At 68.1% G+C, this 15,552-nt stretch carries 22 protein-coding genes, 1 tRNA gene and 1 pseudogene; 18 read left to right on the top strand and 6 right to left on the bottom strand.

All coding sequences use genetic code 11. The features are described 5' to 3' along the window. Nucleotides 1-189: 189 nt before the first annotated feature. A tRNA-Thr gene (locus STBA_RS18930) sits at nt 190-263 on the top strand. A gap of 43 nt (nt 264-306) precedes the next feature. On the opposite strand, the gene STBA_RS18935 is transcribed toward STBA_RS18930, so the two are convergent. The 4 genes from STBA_RS18935 to STBA_RS35785 all read right to left on the bottom strand — a co-directional run bounded on the left by STBA_RS18935 (nt 307) and on the right by STBA_RS35785 (nt 4,011). Then, nucleotides 307-2,181 (bottom strand): site-specific integrase, encoded by a 1,875-nt coding sequence (locus STBA_RS18935; RefSeq protein ID WP_077060379.1) that lies wholly within the window; start codon nt 2,179-2,181, stop codon nt 307-309. A gap of 266 nt (nt 2,182-2,447) precedes the next feature. Then, nucleotides 2,448-2,723: an integrase gene (locus tag STBA_RS18940; RefSeq protein WP_253194826.1), complete on the bottom strand. Its 276-nt coding sequence runs from the start codon at nt 2,721-2,723 to the stop codon at nt 2,448-2,450. A gap of 106 nt (nt 2,724-2,829) precedes the next feature. Further along, on the bottom strand, nt 2,830-3,504 hold the full coding sequence (locus tag STBA_RS18945) for a hypothetical protein (protein ID WP_077060380.1): 675 nt from the start codon (nt 3,502-3,504) through the stop codon (nt 2,830-2,832). Nucleotides 3,505-3,627: 123 nt separating this feature from the next. After that, nucleotides 3,628-4,011 carry a transposase gene (locus tag STBA_RS35785; RefSeq protein WP_079252020.1) on the bottom strand — a complete coding sequence of 128 codons (384 nt, stop codon included), beginning with the start codon at nt 4,009-4,011 and terminating at the stop codon, nt 3,628-3,630. A 40-nt stretch (nt 4,012-4,051) separates the two neighbouring features. Here STBA_RS35785 and STBA_RS39300 point away from each other — a divergent pair, with 40 nt between their 5' ends. After that, nucleotides 4,052-4,186, top strand: a complete 135-nt coding sequence (locus tag STBA_RS39300; RefSeq protein ID WP_290443891.1) for a hypothetical protein — start codon at nt 4,052-4,054, stop codon at nt 4,184-4,186. Nucleotides 4,187-4,447: 261 nt separating this feature from the next. Here STBA_RS39300 and STBA_RS39515 read toward each other — a convergent pair. Further along, a pseudogene (locus STBA_RS39515) lies at nt 4,448-4,888 on the bottom strand (transposase); the annotation flags it as partial. A 345-nt stretch (nt 4,889-5,233) separates the two neighbouring features. On the opposite strand from STBA_RS39515, the gene STBA_RS18955 reads away from it, so the two are divergent. Then, nucleotides 5,234-5,563, top strand: a complete 330-nt coding sequence (locus STBA_RS18955; protein ID WP_079252021.1) for a helix-turn-helix transcriptional regulator — start codon at nt 5,234-5,236, stop codon at nt 5,561-5,563. A 472-nt stretch (nt 5,564-6,035) separates the two neighbouring features. Here STBA_RS18955 and STBA_RS18965 read toward each other — a convergent pair whose 3' ends face one another. Continuing rightward, on the bottom strand, nt 6,036-6,548 hold the full coding sequence (locus STBA_RS18965) for a helix-turn-helix transcriptional regulator (protein ID WP_171987730.1): 513 nt from the start codon (nt 6,546-6,548) through the stop codon (nt 6,036-6,038). 212 nt (nt 6,549-6,760) lie between these two features. On the opposite strand from STBA_RS18965, the gene STBA_RS39520 reads away from it, so the two are divergent. From STBA_RS39520 to STBA_RS19045, 15 genes are all read left to right on the top strand, one after another. Next, nucleotides 6,761-6,967, top strand: coding sequence for a helix-turn-helix transcriptional regulator (locus STBA_RS39520; RefSeq protein WP_077060383.1), 207 nt, complete (start codon nt 6,761-6,763; stop codon nt 6,965-6,967). Nucleotides 6,968-7,073: 106 nt separating this feature from the next. Further along, the gene (locus STBA_RS18975; RefSeq protein ID WP_077060384.1) at nt 7,074-7,439 is read left to right on the top strand and encodes a hypothetical protein; all 366 of its coding nucleotides are present in this window, start codon (nt 7,074-7,076) and stop codon (nt 7,437-7,439) included. 191 nt (nt 7,440-7,630) lie between these two features. Beyond that, nucleotides 7,631-7,819: a hypothetical protein gene (locus STBA_RS37220; protein WP_143659513.1), complete on the top strand. Its 189-nt coding sequence runs from the start codon at nt 7,631-7,633 to the stop codon at nt 7,817-7,819. A gap of 2 nt (nt 7,820-7,821) precedes the next feature. Further along, the gene (locus STBA_RS18985) at nt 7,822-8,220 is read left to right on the top strand and encodes a hypothetical protein (RefSeq protein ID WP_171987731.1); all 399 of its coding nucleotides are present in this window, start codon (nt 7,822-7,824) and stop codon (nt 8,218-8,220) included. Further along, nucleotides 8,217-9,164: an ATP-binding protein gene (locus STBA_RS18990; RefSeq protein ID WP_077060387.1), complete on the top strand. Its 948-nt coding sequence runs from the start codon at nt 8,217-8,219 to the stop codon at nt 9,162-9,164. The genes STBA_RS18985 and STBA_RS18990 overlap by 4 nt, the downstream gene beginning before the upstream one ends. Before the next feature lie 72 nt (nt 9,165-9,236). Further along, entirely contained in the window at nt 9,237-9,767 is a 531-nt protein-coding gene (locus STBA_RS18995; RefSeq protein WP_077060388.1) for a hypothetical protein, read from the top strand. After that, the gene (locus tag STBA_RS19000; protein ID WP_077060389.1) at nt 9,764-10,225 is read left to right on the top strand and encodes a hypothetical protein; all 462 of its coding nucleotides are present in this window, start codon (nt 9,764-9,766) and stop codon (nt 10,223-10,225) included. Before STBA_RS18995 ends, STBA_RS19000 begins: the two co-directional genes overlap by 4 nt. Nucleotides 10,226-10,392: 167 nt before the next feature. Further along, the gene (locus STBA_RS19005; protein WP_077060390.1) at nt 10,393-10,686 is read left to right on the top strand and encodes a hypothetical protein; all 294 of its coding nucleotides are present in this window, start codon (nt 10,393-10,395) and stop codon (nt 10,684-10,686) included. Between the two features lie 172 nt (nt 10,687-10,858). Further along, complete coding sequence (locus STBA_RS19010; RefSeq protein WP_077060391.1) at nt 10,859-11,224, top strand: hypothetical protein; 366 nt, start codon at nt 10,859-10,861, stop codon at nt 11,222-11,224. Next, nucleotides 11,221-11,565 carry an HU family DNA-binding protein gene (locus STBA_RS19015; protein WP_077060392.1) on the top strand — a complete coding sequence of 115 codons (345 nt, stop codon included), beginning with the start codon at nt 11,221-11,223 and terminating at the stop codon, nt 11,563-11,565. The genes STBA_RS19010 and STBA_RS19015 overlap by 4 nt, the downstream gene beginning before the upstream one ends. A gap of 76 nt (nt 11,566-11,641) precedes the next feature. After that, entirely contained in the window at nt 11,642-11,884 is a 243-nt protein-coding gene (locus tag STBA_RS19020; RefSeq protein ID WP_077060393.1) for a hypothetical protein, read from the top strand. Continuing rightward, on the top strand, nt 11,881-12,222 hold the full coding sequence (locus tag STBA_RS19025; RefSeq protein WP_077060394.1) for a hypothetical protein: 342 nt from the start codon (nt 11,881-11,883) through the stop codon (nt 12,220-12,222). The genes STBA_RS19020 and STBA_RS19025 overlap by 4 nt, the downstream gene beginning before the upstream one ends. A gap of 213 nt (nt 12,223-12,435) precedes the next feature. Next, nucleotides 12,436-13,590 (top strand): hypothetical protein, encoded by a 1,155-nt coding sequence (locus STBA_RS19030; protein ID WP_077060395.1) that lies wholly within the window; start codon nt 12,436-12,438, stop codon nt 13,588-13,590. Nucleotides 13,591-14,135: 545 nt separating this feature from the next. Further along, the gene (locus tag STBA_RS39305; RefSeq protein ID WP_079252022.1) at nt 14,136-14,693 is read left to right on the top strand and encodes a WhiB family transcriptional regulator; all 558 of its coding nucleotides are present in this window, start codon (nt 14,136-14,138) and stop codon (nt 14,691-14,693) included. A 141-nt stretch (nt 14,694-14,834) separates the two neighbouring features. Further along, nucleotides 14,835-15,545 (top strand): hypothetical protein, encoded by a 711-nt coding sequence (locus STBA_RS19045; protein ID WP_077060397.1) that lies wholly within the window; start codon nt 14,835-14,837, stop codon nt 15,543-15,545. The last annotated feature ends 7 nt before the right edge of the window (nt 15,546-15,552 follow it).

The raw sequence follows: 15,552 nt of genomic DNA on the forward strand, positions 1-15,552 counted from the left end.
CCCACCGGGGGTCACCGAGCAGGAACTGCTCACCCATCTGAACGCCTGCCCCGACTGCACCCGCTGGTCCAAACGCCTCCGCGCCCTGCGCGAGGCAACCGACGACCTCCTCCGCAGAAGGCGTTCGGGAGCACCCCCCAAACCTGTGTAGACTGACGAGCGCTGCGCCCCCGCAGGACGCACGCGCCCGCCGCCTTAGCTCAGTCGGCCAGAGCGACGCACTCGTAATGCGTAGGTCAAGGGTTCGATTCCCTTAGGCGGCTCACCCCAAGGCCAGGTCACACGTGGTGTGACCTGGCCTTTTTCTTACGCCCGAACCCTCCCGGATGGGAAGGGAATGATCTTCGCCCCCTCTGGCGTGAGCGTGGCGTGAGCGGAGGTATTTTCAGGAGGGGCGTCGCCCTCATGCTCCTCCTCCAGAATGTCTGTTCTCCGGAGCGGAACGAGCCGGACGGCTGCCTCGGCCGCCGCGGCTCCGCGCTGGATCTCGGCGGGGGACGACGTGCTGCCGCTCAGCTCGGGGGCATCCTGAACCGCGGTACGGATGGCGTCGGCAAGCTGCTCGACGAACGTCTCGGCGCGAAGGTCCAGCGTGGCCAGACGGGCGGCGAACGCCGGACTGTTCAGAAGCCGATCGGGGTCGATGGCCGAGAGGCTGGGCGCAGGCTTGGCCGCTTCGCCTCGGGGAATCATGCGCGCTGTGGCTTCGGCCGCCTTGAGGGCCACCTGGGGAAGCACGTGCTGATAGACCTCCCGTGTGACACGGGTGTCGCTGTGCCCCAGGGTTTCGGCCACGATCTTGGCGTCAACTCCGGCGGCGAGCATGAGCGAGGCCGCGCCGTGCCGCAGATCGTGCAGTCGGATCGGCGGCAGTCCTGACGCCTCGACGAGCCGATCGAACTCGGCGCTGAGCCAGCGAGGATCGATCCACGAGCCGTCCTCCGTCGTGAACAGCCGGCCGGTGTCCTGCCACGCCTCACCCAGTTCGCGCCGCTTCGCGTCCTGCCGTGCGAGTTGGTCGTCAATCACCTCATCGGTGATCGAGTCGAGGGCGATGACCCTTGCGCCGCTGTTGGTCTTCGGCGCGCTCTCACGGACTCCCCAGCCGTCCTCGGTCCGCGTCTGGACGAGTTGCTTGGCGATGGTGAGCGTCTTGACCTTGCGGTTCCGGTCCTGTCGCCGGCATCCGCATGCCTCGCCACGCCGCAGGCCGCGGAAGGCGATCACATGCCACACACCGTACAGCCAGTGATCTGCGACGAAGTCGAGCCACTGCCCGGTTTGTTCTGGGGTCCAGACCATCACGGGCGATGGCTTGATGCCGGTCCTCCGCCACTCCTCGACACACTCGGCCGTCCAGAACAGAGCCTTGGGCCGCTCGGCCGGCTCCAGTTCGACGTGACCCGCGGCGTTGAAGCTGAGCTGTCCTCGCTTGATCGCCGTGTTCAGGGCAGCCCTAAGGGTGGCCTTGATGCGATGCTGGGACGCCATGCCCGTGACGCGGCGGAACGGCGGCATGGCCGCGATGGCATCCTTCAGCCCTCTGCGGCGGGCGCGGTTCTCCGCCCCCTTCCACGGGATGCTGGCCAGTTCCTCGATCGCGGCCCGCCGCATGGCGTTCGCATCGCGGATCTCTTCGTTCGTTGCCTCGATGGCGGCGAACATCTCGTCGAGGTGCGGAACGGTCAGGCGGTCGCGTCGGATGTGCCCAAGGTGAGGTTTCAAGTGCACGCGTACGTCAACGTCGTATCGCGTCTTCGCGCCGTCGCGGAGTTTCTTCTTTCCGGCAAGCCACTCGTCGAGCCACTCACCGATCGTGATGTGGGTGATCAACGACTGACCGGTGCTGAACTTCTTCCTGGTTTCCTCCAAGTCCGGTATGGGGTCCTTCTCGCCTACCGAATCGAGCAGGTCGCCGATACGCGTTTGCCCCTCGTTGTCCTCAGCGCTGGGGAGGGCTAGCAATGCACGTACCTTGTCGAGGTCGGCCTGTGCCTTCGTTGACGTGGGATAACCGCTCCGGCTGAAGGACCGCCGCTGGCCCTCCTTGCTTGGTGGCAGCTCCTGGCGGATCGAGTAGGAGCCGTGCTTCTTCTGCCTGAGCTTCGGGCACTTACTGCCCAACGGCTTGCGGGTTTTCGGGTCCCGGCAGAAGCACCGCCTGTACGTCGAGCCCTTCACCTCCTGATCCCTCCCACAACGTCTGAGAGGCCGGTGAAGGTCAACGAAAGGGGGGCGTTCGCAGCGGAACGGCGGTGCGCGTTCACGAACCCTCGCAGGAGGGCATGTGCCATGGTGGGCATGGTGTCTCCGTCGTTGGAAGACGGCCCTGGGAACCGTAGGCAAGGCGTCAGGGCCGCCTGGTGTCGGTTGGGCATCGGGCCCTCGGTGCGGATGCGGTGCTGCAACACCGCGGAGTTCGCGCCGAGGGCCGTTCGATCTGGCGATCACACGGCCGTGTTGTCCGTATCGGCCGTGGGGGCCGGTGTGTCTGGGCTGATGCCGAGGACGCGCAGCAGGGCCGCGCGGGCGACGCGGTAGGTGCGGCCGGCCCGCAGCACGGGAACCGGGTACCTCCCGCTCCTGGCAAGGGCATAACCGGTTGAACGGCGCAGAGAGAGGGCGCGATTGGCGTCGTCGAGGGGCACACTAACCGGCAAGGCGAGCAACTCCTCGAGCGTCATGCCCGGTATCTCCGTCTCCTCGGCTCCGTGGTCGGTCACCGTGGACTCCTCCGATCTAACCTGCTCGGCCGAGATTTCCTGACGGCTCGGCGGATGAAGGAGGAGGGTAGGTGCGTGTACCACGCGGAGCTGGATGAAGAAGCCGTTAAGCGACGGAGACGTGGGTTTCGTCGTTCTCCTGGCCGACGTTGGCGGCTGGGGCGTGTGCGTGCCGCGTCCTCCAAGCCGACCGGACCACGTACGACACGGGATACCACCGTGAGTCCGTGGTGGATGTGAGCGCAGTCCAGTGACCCGTGGGGTTGGTGGAGAGTGAGCCGTCACCCCTGGTGGAGATGGCGTAGGCCACGGCTGCCACGGTGCGCAGGTCTACGTGGGTGTTCCGTGCCTGTTCCAGCGAGAGCAGCAGACGCGTGAGGGAGTGCCTGCTGCGTGCGACGAGTTCCTTGAGGGTGATCTCCAGCGAGACGTCCGAGAGCTGGCGGGCGGCGCCGAGGACCTGGCCGATGTCCGGACCGTCGACGTGATGGGCTAGGCCGTTGGGGGCATGGGGTTTGAGGAGCGCGCTGGCGGCCAGCACGGCGGCGAGGGTGGTGTCGTACACGGCCTGTTGCTGGACCTCGGTGTCGGGAGGCAGCGGCAGGTCGGCTTCAGTTGCTGCCCCATAGAGTTGGAGCGGGTCATTGGCGACGCGCAGGAACACCCCCTGGCGGTCGCCGTGCTCGCGCGGCCAGCGCAAAGCACGTACGGTCCAGTGGCCGTGCCGGGGGTGGTGCTCGGTAAGGTGGCGGCACAGGTCGCCGAGGTAAGTCTCGTCCATGATCTGCTCCTCTTCCTCTTCGTGATGCGTGGGTGCCAGGTGAAGTAGGGCGGCCGGTACCGTTCCCGCGTAAGGGCTCCCTCTGGGCCCGAGGTGATGTCCTAGGTATTCCGGCCACCCGGTCTATGGGTTCGACTCCTCGACGGGTGCGTCCTGGGAGCCGTGGGCGGGGAAGGCGCGCTCCTCGCTGTAGAACTCGTCGTGGATGAGGCAGTGGTGTAGCGAGCTGAGCAGCTTCCCCGCCAGGCGCCGCAGGGCTGCGGCGAAGGCGTCGCCGACCTCCCGCCGTCGGTCGTAGTAGGCGCGGCAGGCTGAGGAGTGAGGCAGCGCGGTAAAGCCCCACAGATGGCACGTGCCTTTGAGATACCGGTTGGCCACCTTGCGGTGGGTGACTGTGGTGCTGTTTCCGCTGGCCCAGGTCAGCGGGGCGACGCCGGCGTAGGCTCGGAGTCCGCGGGCGCTGGTGAAGCGGCCCAGGTCGTCGCCGAGCCAGGAGCCGAGCTCCAGTCAACGGCCCGACCCCGGGGAAGCTGAGGTACACCGGGGCGTGGGGATGGTCGAGGAACGCCTCGGTGGTCTGCTCGGTCAGCTCGTCCAGGATGCGGCAGGCTTGGTCGACCATGGCCAGGGTGGTGAGCATCCGCTGGCCCATGGCCTCCTCGACAGCCGCGGGCTGGCGTAGCTGAGGCTGGCGGAACAGGTCACGCAGGCGGCCGGCGTGCTCGTCGACCTGGCGAGTGCGCCCGGCTGCGGCCAGGACGTCGAACAGCTTCTTCTTGCTGATGCGGGCGGCGCGCCCCGGGGTGGAAGCCAGCGCCAGCACCGCGCGTGCCTCGGGCCGGAGCAGCCCGTGCGGCAGGTGGTCCCACGCCTGGAGGGCGGCGGGGAAGTACTCGCGCAGCTGGGAGCGCAGTTGGTTCCCGTGGTACTGCCGGGTCCGCGTGGCATGATGCTGGGCGCGTGCCAGTTCCTTGATCGCCGCTGCCTGCTCCGAGCGGCCGGCCAGTGGGCGGTGCCGGGTGCCGTCCATCCGGACGATGTTCGCCAACAACTCCGCGTCGCTCTTGTCATCCTTCTTCTTGGCTGGGCTGAGCCTGCCGCGATACCGGGCCACGACGGTCGGATTGAGCATGATCACGGGCTGCCTCTGGCGCATCAGCTCGGTGACCAGCAGCCCGCGGTCGGTTTCGATTACCACTGGAACCTGGCGACGGCTGTGGCGGTGGCTGGTGGGGTGGAGGCCCCGAAGCAGGTCAAGGAGTTCGGCGACACCGTCGGGGGTCTCGGCGATCCGCGCGCGGGCGACGACCTGACCTGCCCGGTCCACCACAGCGACGTCATTCAACTTCTGAGACCAGTCGATCCCGCACCACCACCGCGTCACCGATGACTCCTCCGTCGCGCCACACAGCGCGGGCCAGGCGGCCCGCCGTTCTCTCGTGAGGGCTCATAGGGCCGGGATCGCAACAGGCGTGTGCTCACTCGGCCCGCACCGCCTCAACCATATATGGATGATGACCAGAATGTCATGGGGTGATGGAGGGGTCGGCAGGCGGAGTCGCCACTCTCTAGGAAGGGCTCAATTCCCTGGTTCTCAACAGGCGTACGCCCGCCTGCCCGACGGTGGAGCTACCTATCGGTCGCTCATTCGAACAAACCCTATACGGTTGAAGCTGGGGGCGTTGAGTCGAAGATCAGCGATCCGCGAGATGATGAGGAGGGCAATCCTGTGGGTGACCAGGTGTGGGAGGACGGTGACATGCGGGCCGAGAAGCCCCGCTCCTACGTCATCGAGGGCCAGTGGCCGTACGCGGTCCTCGACGAGGAAGCGCCTGTCGCGGCTCACTACGGGCAGGAGGTGGCGCTTCGTGTCGCTGAGGCGATGAAGCTGAGAGGGCTGACGCAGGAAGCGCTGGCGCGGCGCGCTGACCTTGGTCAGGTCACCATCAGCCGGGTGCTGCAAGGCGAGGTGTATCCGGACCTGGTCACTCTCGCGAAGCTGGAACAGGCCCTGCGCGCTGACGTCTACCCGACCGGCCTGTACCGGGTGCACGAGTGAGCGGTCATGGCGCCTACTCGACCGGCGAGAGTTTGTCCGAAGAGAAGGCTCCTCCCGGACGGGTACGGAGTGTCATGGTGTGAGTGCGCGGGGCCCACGTCGATTGGGCCCCACGCACTCTGTCACGGAGAGTCCGCCGATGGGTCGAACCAGTCGCTGATCCACTGGTTGAGATGACGCTCCAGGTGACGTCGGTTGTCCTCGTCTCCTAAGAACCACTCGACGACCCACACAAAGATGTCCTGCCCTCCTGTCGCCAGGTCAGCCCCGTCGATGTAGATCCTCCCGCTGTGGGGGATGAACGGGACTGCCACGACGTGGACCCGCATCTGCGGCGCCCCCCTTACATGGAGATAGCCGCCCTCCACATAACTGACAGAACATCACGCGAGTTGCGACACCGGGAGGGTGCGACTGTACGACTCTCGTAAGTGCACGACTTTTTCACGTTTCATCTACGACTGGTGCCGGTTTACTGGTCTTCCTGCTGCTGCTCCAGCAGAATCCGGCGGATCTTCCGCTGGGCCTGGCCCCACGCCTTGAGGTCTTCGCGGACTTGATCCCGCGACGCGGTGGTTCCGCCGCGCTCAACCACCAGGGTCAAGACGGCAGTCGAGCCGTCCTCTCTGAGGTCCAGGACGTCGGTGTCGATGACCTCCCCGTCGGTGAGCTCCTGCAGCACGCGTTCCGGCAGCCGGTCAAGGAGGTCCTGGCGCGTCGCCTCCGTGCCGGAACCCTCTCCCGCTTGGCCGGCTACGGAAGTGGGCTCTCCTCCCGCAAGTACGTCCTCGATGGACCCGGCCGTCCAACCGACCTCTCGGGCGAACTTGGTGATCGTGTCGGTGACTCTCCTGGCCTTTCCCTGCTCGATCCGGCGGATCGTGTTGCGGTCCGCACCGATGCGCGCGCCCAGGGTCGCCTGCGTATCTCGGAGCCGGTCTCGGCTCTCACGCAGGTACGAGCCGAGTCGTGCCCAGTCCTTCATGCACGGCATGATGCCGCATCCCATGCAACAACGCGAGCCGCTGCGAGGTGCATGACCAGCGCATCGGTAGCACGAAGAGGGCGCACGTGTTGCATGGAGGGCGATAGGTGGCGAGCACCCAGGGCCTGCTGTAGCGACAACGGCAAGGCAGAAGCGACAACTTGTGAGCCGAGTTGTTGCTTGTGTCGCCTCCGAGCGATAAGTTCTGATGGGTGACGCCCAACGGAGCAGCCATCCGTGCCTTCCGTGAAGCTAGAAGTTTGAGCATTCGTGCTACAGCTCGGCTCGCCGAATGTGATCCGTCCCATCTCTCGCGACTGGAGAGAGGGCTGGCGGGTGCAGACGAGACGCGGCTGCGGCGCATCGCGGAGGTGCTGGAGGTTCCGGTCGCCGCCATCGTCCGAGAGGAGATGCCGTGACGACCGTGCTCCTGGGCTTCGCCTGGTCTCAGGGAGAAGGGGCCGCCGGACACGACCCGACGACCCCGTGACCTCCCCCCATCAACAGAGAACTGGAGGCAGGCCGATGCAACAGGGTACCCCTCGAATACAGAAGGCGGGCCGGCGCGAGCTGACGCTTGGTGATCAGCAGCTTCCCGCGGCGGCTCTGGTCGCCCTGACCGAGATGTTCCCGAACCTCCCCCGGCCGCACATCGTGCTCCCGAACTTCGACGCCAGCGGTTTCGAGCTGCACATCCACAGCTCCCTGGAGGACTGGGAGCGGTGGAGGGAGGCGCTGCAGGTGCCCTCCTCGACGGTGCAGCGCAATGATTCCCCGCCGCGCTTGATCGCTCAGACCACCTTCCGTGGCGCCTCGGTACGGCTGGTCGGCTACGAGTCCGATCCGGCTCAGGCGACCGACGCCCGCACGCCCAAGGCGATGGCGGCATGAGCGAAGTCCCCGTTCAGATCCCGGGCGTTCGTCCGTGGCTCCCCATCGGCGAGTCCGGTCATGTCTGCCGGTCGTCTGGGCATCGACGGCAGCGCCGCCGCAGGCAGTTGGCCTGGCGCATCCGGCAGATAGCTCCCCGCGCTGATCTGATCAACGTCTGCCCGGTCGAAACCGCGTCCACGACCCAGGACGTGGATCGCACCTACACCCTCAAAGTCCTGGATGCACAGGGCACCATGCTGACCCTCGGCTGCGACGTCCCGACCCGCATCGTGTCCCTGCTCCAGAGCGCGCACCCGGAAGCGGACTGGTCTCGTCCTGTGTCCTGGCGTGCCGATGCCGAAGCCGTGACTCCCGCGCCCGGCGGTGAAGGACCGTGACCTTGCCGATCTACGCGGCACTGGGTTCGGTCGCCGCCCTGGCAGCGCTGTGGCTGTGCATCGAGGCTGATGTCCGACGATTCGATCGCATCCTCGCCCTGGAGAAGCAGGCGCGCAAGGACGCTGCTTCGAAGAGCGCCAGCGGCTCGGCGCCGCAGCCCGCTTCGGAAGAGCCGATCACGCTCGGCACCTGGGAGATTCGCGGGGAAGGCCCCAGCGAGACCCCGACCGAGGTCCCGATCAGCGGACCGTTCACACTGCGGTACTCCTCAGACCTTGATCACGACACCTGGTTCGCCCCGGCGTACAACGACGCCACACCCCCCTGGGCAGGCGCCATCTCCGTCGAGACGCCACCGGAGTCCCCGACGCATCTTCTGAGGCAGGGGGCGACGGTATGAGCTTCGCCTTCTCCCCAGCGGTTCGCGAACAGTTCAAGGCACGGATCGCTCTGTGCGGCCCCTCCGGAGCCGGAAAAACCTACACGGGTTTGACGATGGCCACGGCCATGGGAGATCCGGTCGCCGTGATCGACACCGAGCACGGCTCGGCCGCGAAGTACGCCAAAGGCAAGGACGGTCAGGGATGGGAGTTCGATCACCTCGCCATGACGTCGTTCGAGCCCTTGGCCCTGGTCGAAGCCCTGGCAACGGCCGCTCAGCAGCGGTACCCCGTCATTCTGGTCGACTCGCTGAGCCACTTTTGGAGCGGACCGGGCGGGATGCTCGAACAGGCCGATGCGGGCGCCAGGAGGTTCGGCGGGAACTCTTTCGCGGGCTGGAAGGAAGCCCGGCCGATGGAGCGCCAGCTCATCGAGGCCATGCTCGCCTACCCCGGCCATGTCATCGCCACGATGCGTAGCAAGACGGAGTACGTCATTGAGGAGGACGACCGGGGACGGAAGTCTCCGCGCAAGGTCGGCATGCGTCCCGAGCAGAGGGATGGGATCGAATACGAATTCGATATCGTCGGCGATCTTGACTGGGGCCACGTCCTCACGGTTTCCAAGACCCGGTGCAGTGTCCTCGCGGACTCTGTCATCGCCAAGCCCGGTGCCGAGCTAGCTACGACGGTCCTGGAGTGGCTGTCCGGCGGTGCCGAAGTCCGCGATCCGGCGAGCTATATCGATCAGGCCCGTGATCTGGCCACGTTCGCCGACGCGCAGGAGCTCTACGCCGAGCTGACGGCCCGGCGGCTGCTGTACACGCCGATGCTGCATCCCCTTTCCGGGCAGCCGATCACGCTCGGCACCTACGTCATCGAGCGCGGGCACGAGCTGCGCTCCGCCGAGGCACGGGCCGCTGCTGCTGCATCATCCACCGTCCCTGCCGATCCGGCCGCCTAAGCCTGCCCCGACTCCTGCCGGGCGGCGGATGACGCCAGACCGCCGCCCGGCAGGCACCAAGGAGAAGACCACGTGGGACTGAAAGAGACCGCCACAAGGGAGGCGGTGCTGAAGGTGGTGACCGATTTGGTCACCCAGACCTACAGCGACGCGCGCGGCGATACCCAGCAAGCCCTGGACAAAGCCCATGCGGAGCTCGGTGTCGACCGCATCCGGCTCGAACTCCCGGACGGTACGGCGCTGGCCACGACCAGCCGTACCAGTCCGAAGCAGGAAGCGCGTGTCACCGATCCGGAAGCGTTCCTCGCCTGGGTACGCACCGCTTACCCCTCCGAGGTGGTGACCCGCACCATCACCGAAGCCAGGAAGTCCTTCACCGACCGGCTGTTGAAGGAGATGAGCAAGACCGGAGCGCCCGAACTCGCCGATGGCGAAACGGGCGAGGTCCACGAGGTACCCGGCGTCACCGTCGCGACCTGGCGGGAGCCCGGTCATGCCATTCGGCTCGCCGACGGCGCTGAGCAGGCCGTTGCCGACGCATGGCGTTCCGGGCAGCTCGCTCACCTGGGTCTCCCGGAGCTGAGCACCGGGGAGGCGCAATGACGCGGCGACAGCGACATGAAGTACACGAGCTGGCCGAGGAGAACGTCGCTCTTCACACGCAGCTGCGTGACCTGACGGGGCACCTTCAGCGCGCGGATGCCTCGCTGGAGATCACCCTCATCCAGTTCGTGGACCTGTGCGGTCGCTTCGTAGCACTGGCTCTCAGACAGAAGCTGCTGCGTACGGAACTGGCCGAGCAGAAGCGGGTTGCGGAATGGCAGGCCGAGCAACTGCTCGCCGCGACTGGGTGCCCTGAGCCGACCCAGCGGGCGCTCGGCATGGATCTGTGGCAGCGCGTTGCCGATGCCCTCAACGCGCTGGCGGACAGCGGGGTCACGGTCGAGCTTCATCCGCGCGGAGTGATCACCACGCCGCTGAGCGATACGCAGGTCCGCTGGGACCAGGCGACATCCTGCTGGCTGCTCTCGCGCCAGCAGCCTGCCGCGCTGGGGGGGTGAGACCGCGTGACGACAACGGCATGGCTGCTCATCGCCGTGGCCGCATTCGCCGTCTGGGCGGCCTTCGAACGTCTGCGGCACATCTCCCGCCGCCGGGCGCAGCGAAGGCTGTCAGCGCCGCTTCGACCTCCTGCCACCCCCACGAACACAGAGGAGCGTGACGACCGTTGAACGCCACCGTCCACCCCGGCCAGGTCTACCGCGCCTGCCACCCGATGGAGAACTATCGCCGTATCCGCGTCACCGAGGTCGCGCCCGGAGGCGATCAGGCCACGGTCGTGGACGCGGATTCCGGCACGCGCCCCCGACGCATCTTGACCAAGGTGCTGCACGCCTCCGCGGTCACGCGCAGCGGCCGCCGCCGCATGTCCGGATACGCCCTTGAGTCCCAGCCGGAGCCGCCGGCCGAGCCCCACGGCACAGCCGACAACTCGGCAGCCGACCACGTTGAGGAGCGGTGAGGTGACCGCTGTCGTCCTTTACCTGCTGCTGGCCGGGCTGCCTGCGGCCGCGCTGTGCAACACGTATCACTCCCTGCTGTAACCCCTAAGCCGCCCCACCGCCGGGAGATCCCCTCCCCCCAGGGCCCCGGCGGCGGGGCTCCGACCCTTGAGAACTGAAGGACAGAGCGCGGTGACGGTGACCGTGACGATCAACCCCTTCGAGCTGATACCGCTCCTTCTGCTGCTGACCGGCGCTGCCACCTGGTGTTTCGGCATCGTCATGGCGCTGGTGGGCGTTGGACGCGGACTGGTCTTCCTGGGCCGGGCCGTTTCCGGTCGCGTACGCCGCCGTCCGGCTGTTGGGCCTGAGCAGGGAACGGCCGCGTCGGTGGGCGAGATCACGGCTGAGATTCCGCTGCCCGGCAGCGAAGAACAGACCCTCAGCCTCCACCCACCGCTGCCCTTCCTCCTCGATTCCACTGACGAGAGCCGATCGACCGGCCGGGAGCAGCCCTGGCCTCGACGGGCGCCACACGATCCGGAGACTTCCTCATGAACACGTCTGACCCTCGCCATCCGCTGAACCTGCACGCCCTTGTCACCGCCGTTGCCGACGAGACGGGGGCGCCCCCACGCCAGACCGAGCAGATCATCTCCGCCTTCATGGACGTGGTGGTGCGCACGGTCACCACCGGGGGCGCTGTCACAGTGACCAACTTTGGCTCCTTCCACGCGGTGGAACGGCCGGCCCGCGCCGCGCGCAACCCGCAGAACGGCGAACGCATCCAGCTTCCGGCCACACGGCAGATGCGTTTTCGCGTCGCACCCAGGGCACGCCAGATCGTCGCCGCCGGTGATCCGTCCGCCAGCCGCCGCAAGCGCCCTCGCCGCCACTGACCTGTCAAACGGCCCCGCTGCCGGGAGATCCCTCCCCAGCCCCGGCGGCGGGGCTCCTCCTCAACCCGGGACACCCATGCACGACGAACGACACACCCTGCTCGGCAGAACCGTACGGCCGCAGCGCGGCGTTGCCCTCACTCGGGACTTCGCCACCTGTCGCGATCCCAGCGGCCGGAATGACCGGGTCTTCGACAGCTCCGGAATGGGCCCGGACAGCGGCTTCGTATGTCTCGCGTACGCAGCGCGCGGCACGGGCGACGAAGACTTCGGCCACCTGGGGCACGTCACCGCCCAGCACCGCGAAGGAAGCTCGTGATACCCGACACGCCCGAGATCGCCGCGGTGTACCGGGAGCGCGCCGAACTGCTGGCCTGGCTTGCCGCAACACACCCGGCTGTCGTCACTCCGGCGACGGACATCGAGGAACCCGGATGGATGCTGCTGTTCATCACAGCGGCCGGCCATCAGATGTCCTGGCACATCCACCCCCGCGACGCCGCGTTGTTCGAGCACGTGGAACACGTCGAGCCCGGGGACCCGCGCGCTCACTGGGACGGACACACCAGCGCCGAGAAGTACCAGCGGATACGGCAGATCATCACCGCCGTCACGATGATCTCGAATCTCCTGCAGGGCGGAGACGCCCGTGCCTGAACGGCCGCTGCCCACGGCGCCGCCCCAGCGCGGGCCGATGCCATCGTCACCGACGCCCTCAGCCGCGCCGACCCGGCCTGCCGTCTGATGGCTACCGCGCCCGCCGCCGCGAAGCCTGGCCGCCCGCAGGGTGGCCAGGCTGCCGAGGCCTGCCCTGCGCTCGGCGGGCGTGGGCGGCGGCGTGGGCAGCGGGTCCAGATCCCATGGCGCCTTGTGGCTTCCGCGCACTACGCCGACGCCGACCTCACCGTCTATACCAAGGTCGCCGCCCTGGCACAGCGCCGGGAGATGTGCACCGCGTCGGTGGAGACCATCGCCTCCTTCGTGGCGCTGTCGAAGTCCGCGGTCGAGCGAGCGCTGCGCCGCCTGGGAAACGCCTCACCGGACGACGGCGTGGTCGAGGTCTTCACCCGCCGTCGCACCCACCATCGCTCCGGCACCGGGCGCACCGCCGAACGCTGGGTCCGCGACCTCGCCGACACCCCCCATGAGCACTGGGTGTGGCTTCCGGTCGCGACCTGCGAAGCGCTGAGCCCTCGCCTGCTGCGCTTGTACGCCGCCCTCGCCTACGCCACCGTCCGTCGGCTGCCGGTCACCTGCGCCGAACTCGGCAACCTCCTGGGCGTGACCGAGCGGACCACCCGCGGTCTGATCGACCGGCTGGAAGACCTTGGCTGGATCAACGTCCACCGCCGCGCCGGGTTCCGCGGCCGCCACCGGTACGAGGTCCACGACCGCCCGCGCCAGCCCGTTCTTCCCGCGCTCGGCAGCCCGGAAGGCGATGACGGATCGGGTCCGGACGCGGGTGACGGATCGCTCGCGTATAAGGAAGACCCACTACTGAACGACCCGGAGAAAACGCAGGTAGTTCGTGGTGTCCGCCATAGGCGAGATACCGGTGGTGAAGCTGTGGATAACCCGCCGCCTCCCCGCCGTGCTGCTGGCGCGCAGCGCCGATCAGGCTCGGCCTATATCGGTCCGCCGCTGAGCCTGTCGCCGCGGGTCTGGGCATCCTTGGAGCCGGTACGGGACCTGCTGCCGGGCATCTCGGCCTTCTTGCTGCGCCAGGCGGCTCGCGAGATCGGAGCGCAGCTCGATACCTACGCCACCCCGGAGCGGATCGCAGCGCGCATTACCTGGCGCCGCGCCGGCCTGGACGGCGGACGTCCACACAACTCCGGCGCCTGGCTGCTGCACGCGGCCCTCCCTCGCTGGGGCTGCGGCCTGATCGCCTGCGAGTCCGGATGGCTGTGGGAGACCGGACGCCGCTGCGCAATCTGCGAGGACCTCGCCGCGGCGCGCCCTCCCCCTGCCGCCGCGCCGCTCGCGACACCGGCGTACACACCTGCCTCCCGGCCCGAGCCCTGACCTTGACGAACGGAGACCTCCACTGCCATGCCCAGCACCCACGACGCGGTCTCGTGCGCCACCTGCGGCCAGCGGGTCCTGTGGACCACCACCGCGCGCGGTGAACGTATGCCGATCGACGCCGAACCCGACCCCGAAGGGCGTACCGCTGTGCATCGGGACGCCGCCGGCCGTCTGCGCTCCCGCGGCCTGACCCGTGAACGACCGACCCTGGAGGGCGCGGAGTGGCCGGCCACCTCGCACTTCGCGACCTGCGCAGCCTCGCCGGGCACGCCCGCTCGACGCGGCGAGCGCCGCCGGCCTCTCCCGCGACTCATTCGTCCGCCCACCGGGCGGCCGCGGTGAACCCGCCCTCAGGCTGCCTTGGTCACGTGCCGCCTCACCGGTGCCTTCGATGGGCCCTCTCTCCGCTTCAGTCCGCGGAGAGGACGCTCCCGCGAGCAGCCGTGCTCCCTGCTGGCCCGGCTGTACCCCGCCCGGCTTCCGCCGTGCGGCGCCCTGCCTCAACAACCCGCCACCCAGCCATCGAACTTGGACGGCACGGCATGAACACGATCATCCCCGCCTTCCTGGCCCAGCTCGGCCCGAACGAACACACCCCGTGCTTCGGACAGAGCAGCCTCTTCATGAGCACCGCGCAGCAGTCGGTACGCCGTGCCAAGGCGTTGTGCGCCACCTGTCCCGTCCGGGAGGCGTGCCTCGAGCACGCCATTCGCACCGGAGAGTCCCGAGGTGTCTGGGGCGGCCGGACACCCGAAGAACGAGGCGTCGGCGCGGTCCCGGCCTGTGGCACCCGCACCGCCCGCCTGCGGCATCTGCGGCGGCGTGAGAACTGCCAGACCTGTGCGGAGGCCCATGCAGAGGAAGTACGCCGCTCACGGCTGGAGCGGCTGGAAGCGGAGCACGCCCGGCCGGAGGGCGGCAGCATGGCCGGCTACCGGCTGGAACGCCTCCTCGGCATTCCCACGTGCGAGGCGTGCCGCGCCGCTCGGCTCGCTTATGAGGCTGGCAGGCCGCGCTCCCAACGACGGCAGACCTGGAGCGGCGAGGCCGACTACCTCCGACGACGCGGCACGCTCCGCAACTTGAGCAGGGTGGCGTAGCTCCATGGCTGGGGTCTGTGCAGAGCTGCCTCCAGGTGCGGTGGTCTGCCGCGCCCTATTTAGAGATGTTGACAACCGGTTTTCTGCACGCTTAAAGTGGCGTGTGTTGGGCCACGACGAAGGCCAAGGAGGGGCAAGATCATGACGAAGTTCCCCGTCTTCAGCGTTGCGCAGGACCAGGGCAGTCGCAGCTACCAGTGCGACCACTGGGCCACGTATCGCGACGACACGACCGGCGCCCACGCCTTCGTCGTCCTCGACGGCATCGGCGACCGCGCGGCGGTACGCGACTTCGTCCACTACTACGCCCCGCGCCTGGCTGAAGCCACCGCCCGGCAGCCCAACCCCGCTGATGCGCTGGCCGAGATCCGAGCCGAGTGCCTCGGGGAGCTCCACGACGCGGTTGCGGTCGCGGCCGTCTACCGCCCCGACGACTCGAAGCTGCGCTTCGCCTGGTCCGGTGACAGTCGCGCGTACTGGCTGAGCCGCATCTGGGGCATCGAGTGCGCCACCCGTGACCACAACGCCGCCCAGGAGCTCCGCGACCAGGGCCGAAAACCGGGGCCGTACGACCACAACATCGTCACCTCCACCCTGGGGGAAGGGGAGATCGGGACAGCAGAGGTCGACCGGGACCGCGTGCTGCGAGCGCTGCTGTGCACGGACGGCGCCTACCACCCGCTCGAGACCTACAGGACGCCCCTCCTGGAGAACATCCTCGCCCTGTCCGACGACGCGCAGGAAGCTGCCACCGACCTCGTGCGCGAAGGGGTGACCAAGAGCCGCACCGCCGACCGTTCCTACGCCGACAACGCGACCGCGCTGGCGATCGACTTCGCCCCCTTGAGCTGACCACGCC

The organism is Streptomyces sp. MP131-18, from assembly GCF_001984575.1.
In the GTDB taxonomy this organism is placed as follows: Bacteria; Actinomycetota; Actinomycetes; order Streptomycetales; family Streptomycetaceae; genus Streptomyces; species Streptomyces johnsoniae.

Bases quoted from the DNA above. Each gene is read 5' to 3' on its own strand.
- STBA_RS18945 (WP_077060380.1), bottom strand. From the start codon at position 3,504: ATGGACGAGACTTACCTCGGCGACCTGTGCCGCCACCTTACCGAGCAC.
- STBA_RS18965 (WP_171987730.1), bottom strand. From the start codon at position 6,548: ATGAAGGACTGGGCACGACTCGGCTCGTACCTGCGTGAGAGCCGAGAC.
- STBA_RS18975 (WP_077060384.1), top strand. From the start codon at position 7,074: ATGCAACAGGGTACCCCTCGAATACAGAAGGCGGGCCGGCGCGAGCTG.
- STBA_RS18990 (WP_077060387.1), top strand. From the start codon at position 8,217: ATGAGCTTCGCCTTCTCCCCAGCGGTTCGCGAACAGTTCAAGGCACGG.
- STBA_RS19000 (WP_077060389.1), top strand. From the start codon at position 9,764: ATGACGCGGCGACAGCGACATGAAGTACACGAGCTGGCCGAGGAGAAC.
- STBA_RS19015 (WP_077060392.1), top strand. From the start codon at position 11,221: ATGAACACGTCTGACCCTCGCCATCCGCTGAACCTGCACGCCCTTGTC.
- STBA_RS19020 (WP_077060393.1), top strand. From the start codon at position 11,642: ATGCACGACGAACGACACACCCTGCTCGGCAGAACCGTACGGCCGCAG.
- STBA_RS39305 (WP_079252022.1), top strand. From the start codon at position 14,136: ATGAACACGATCATCCCCGCCTTCCTGGCCCAGCTCGGCCCGAACGAA.
- STBA_RS19045 (WP_077060397.1), top strand. From the start codon at position 14,835: ATGACGAAGTTCCCCGTCTTCAGCGTTGCGCAGGACCAGGGCAGTCGC.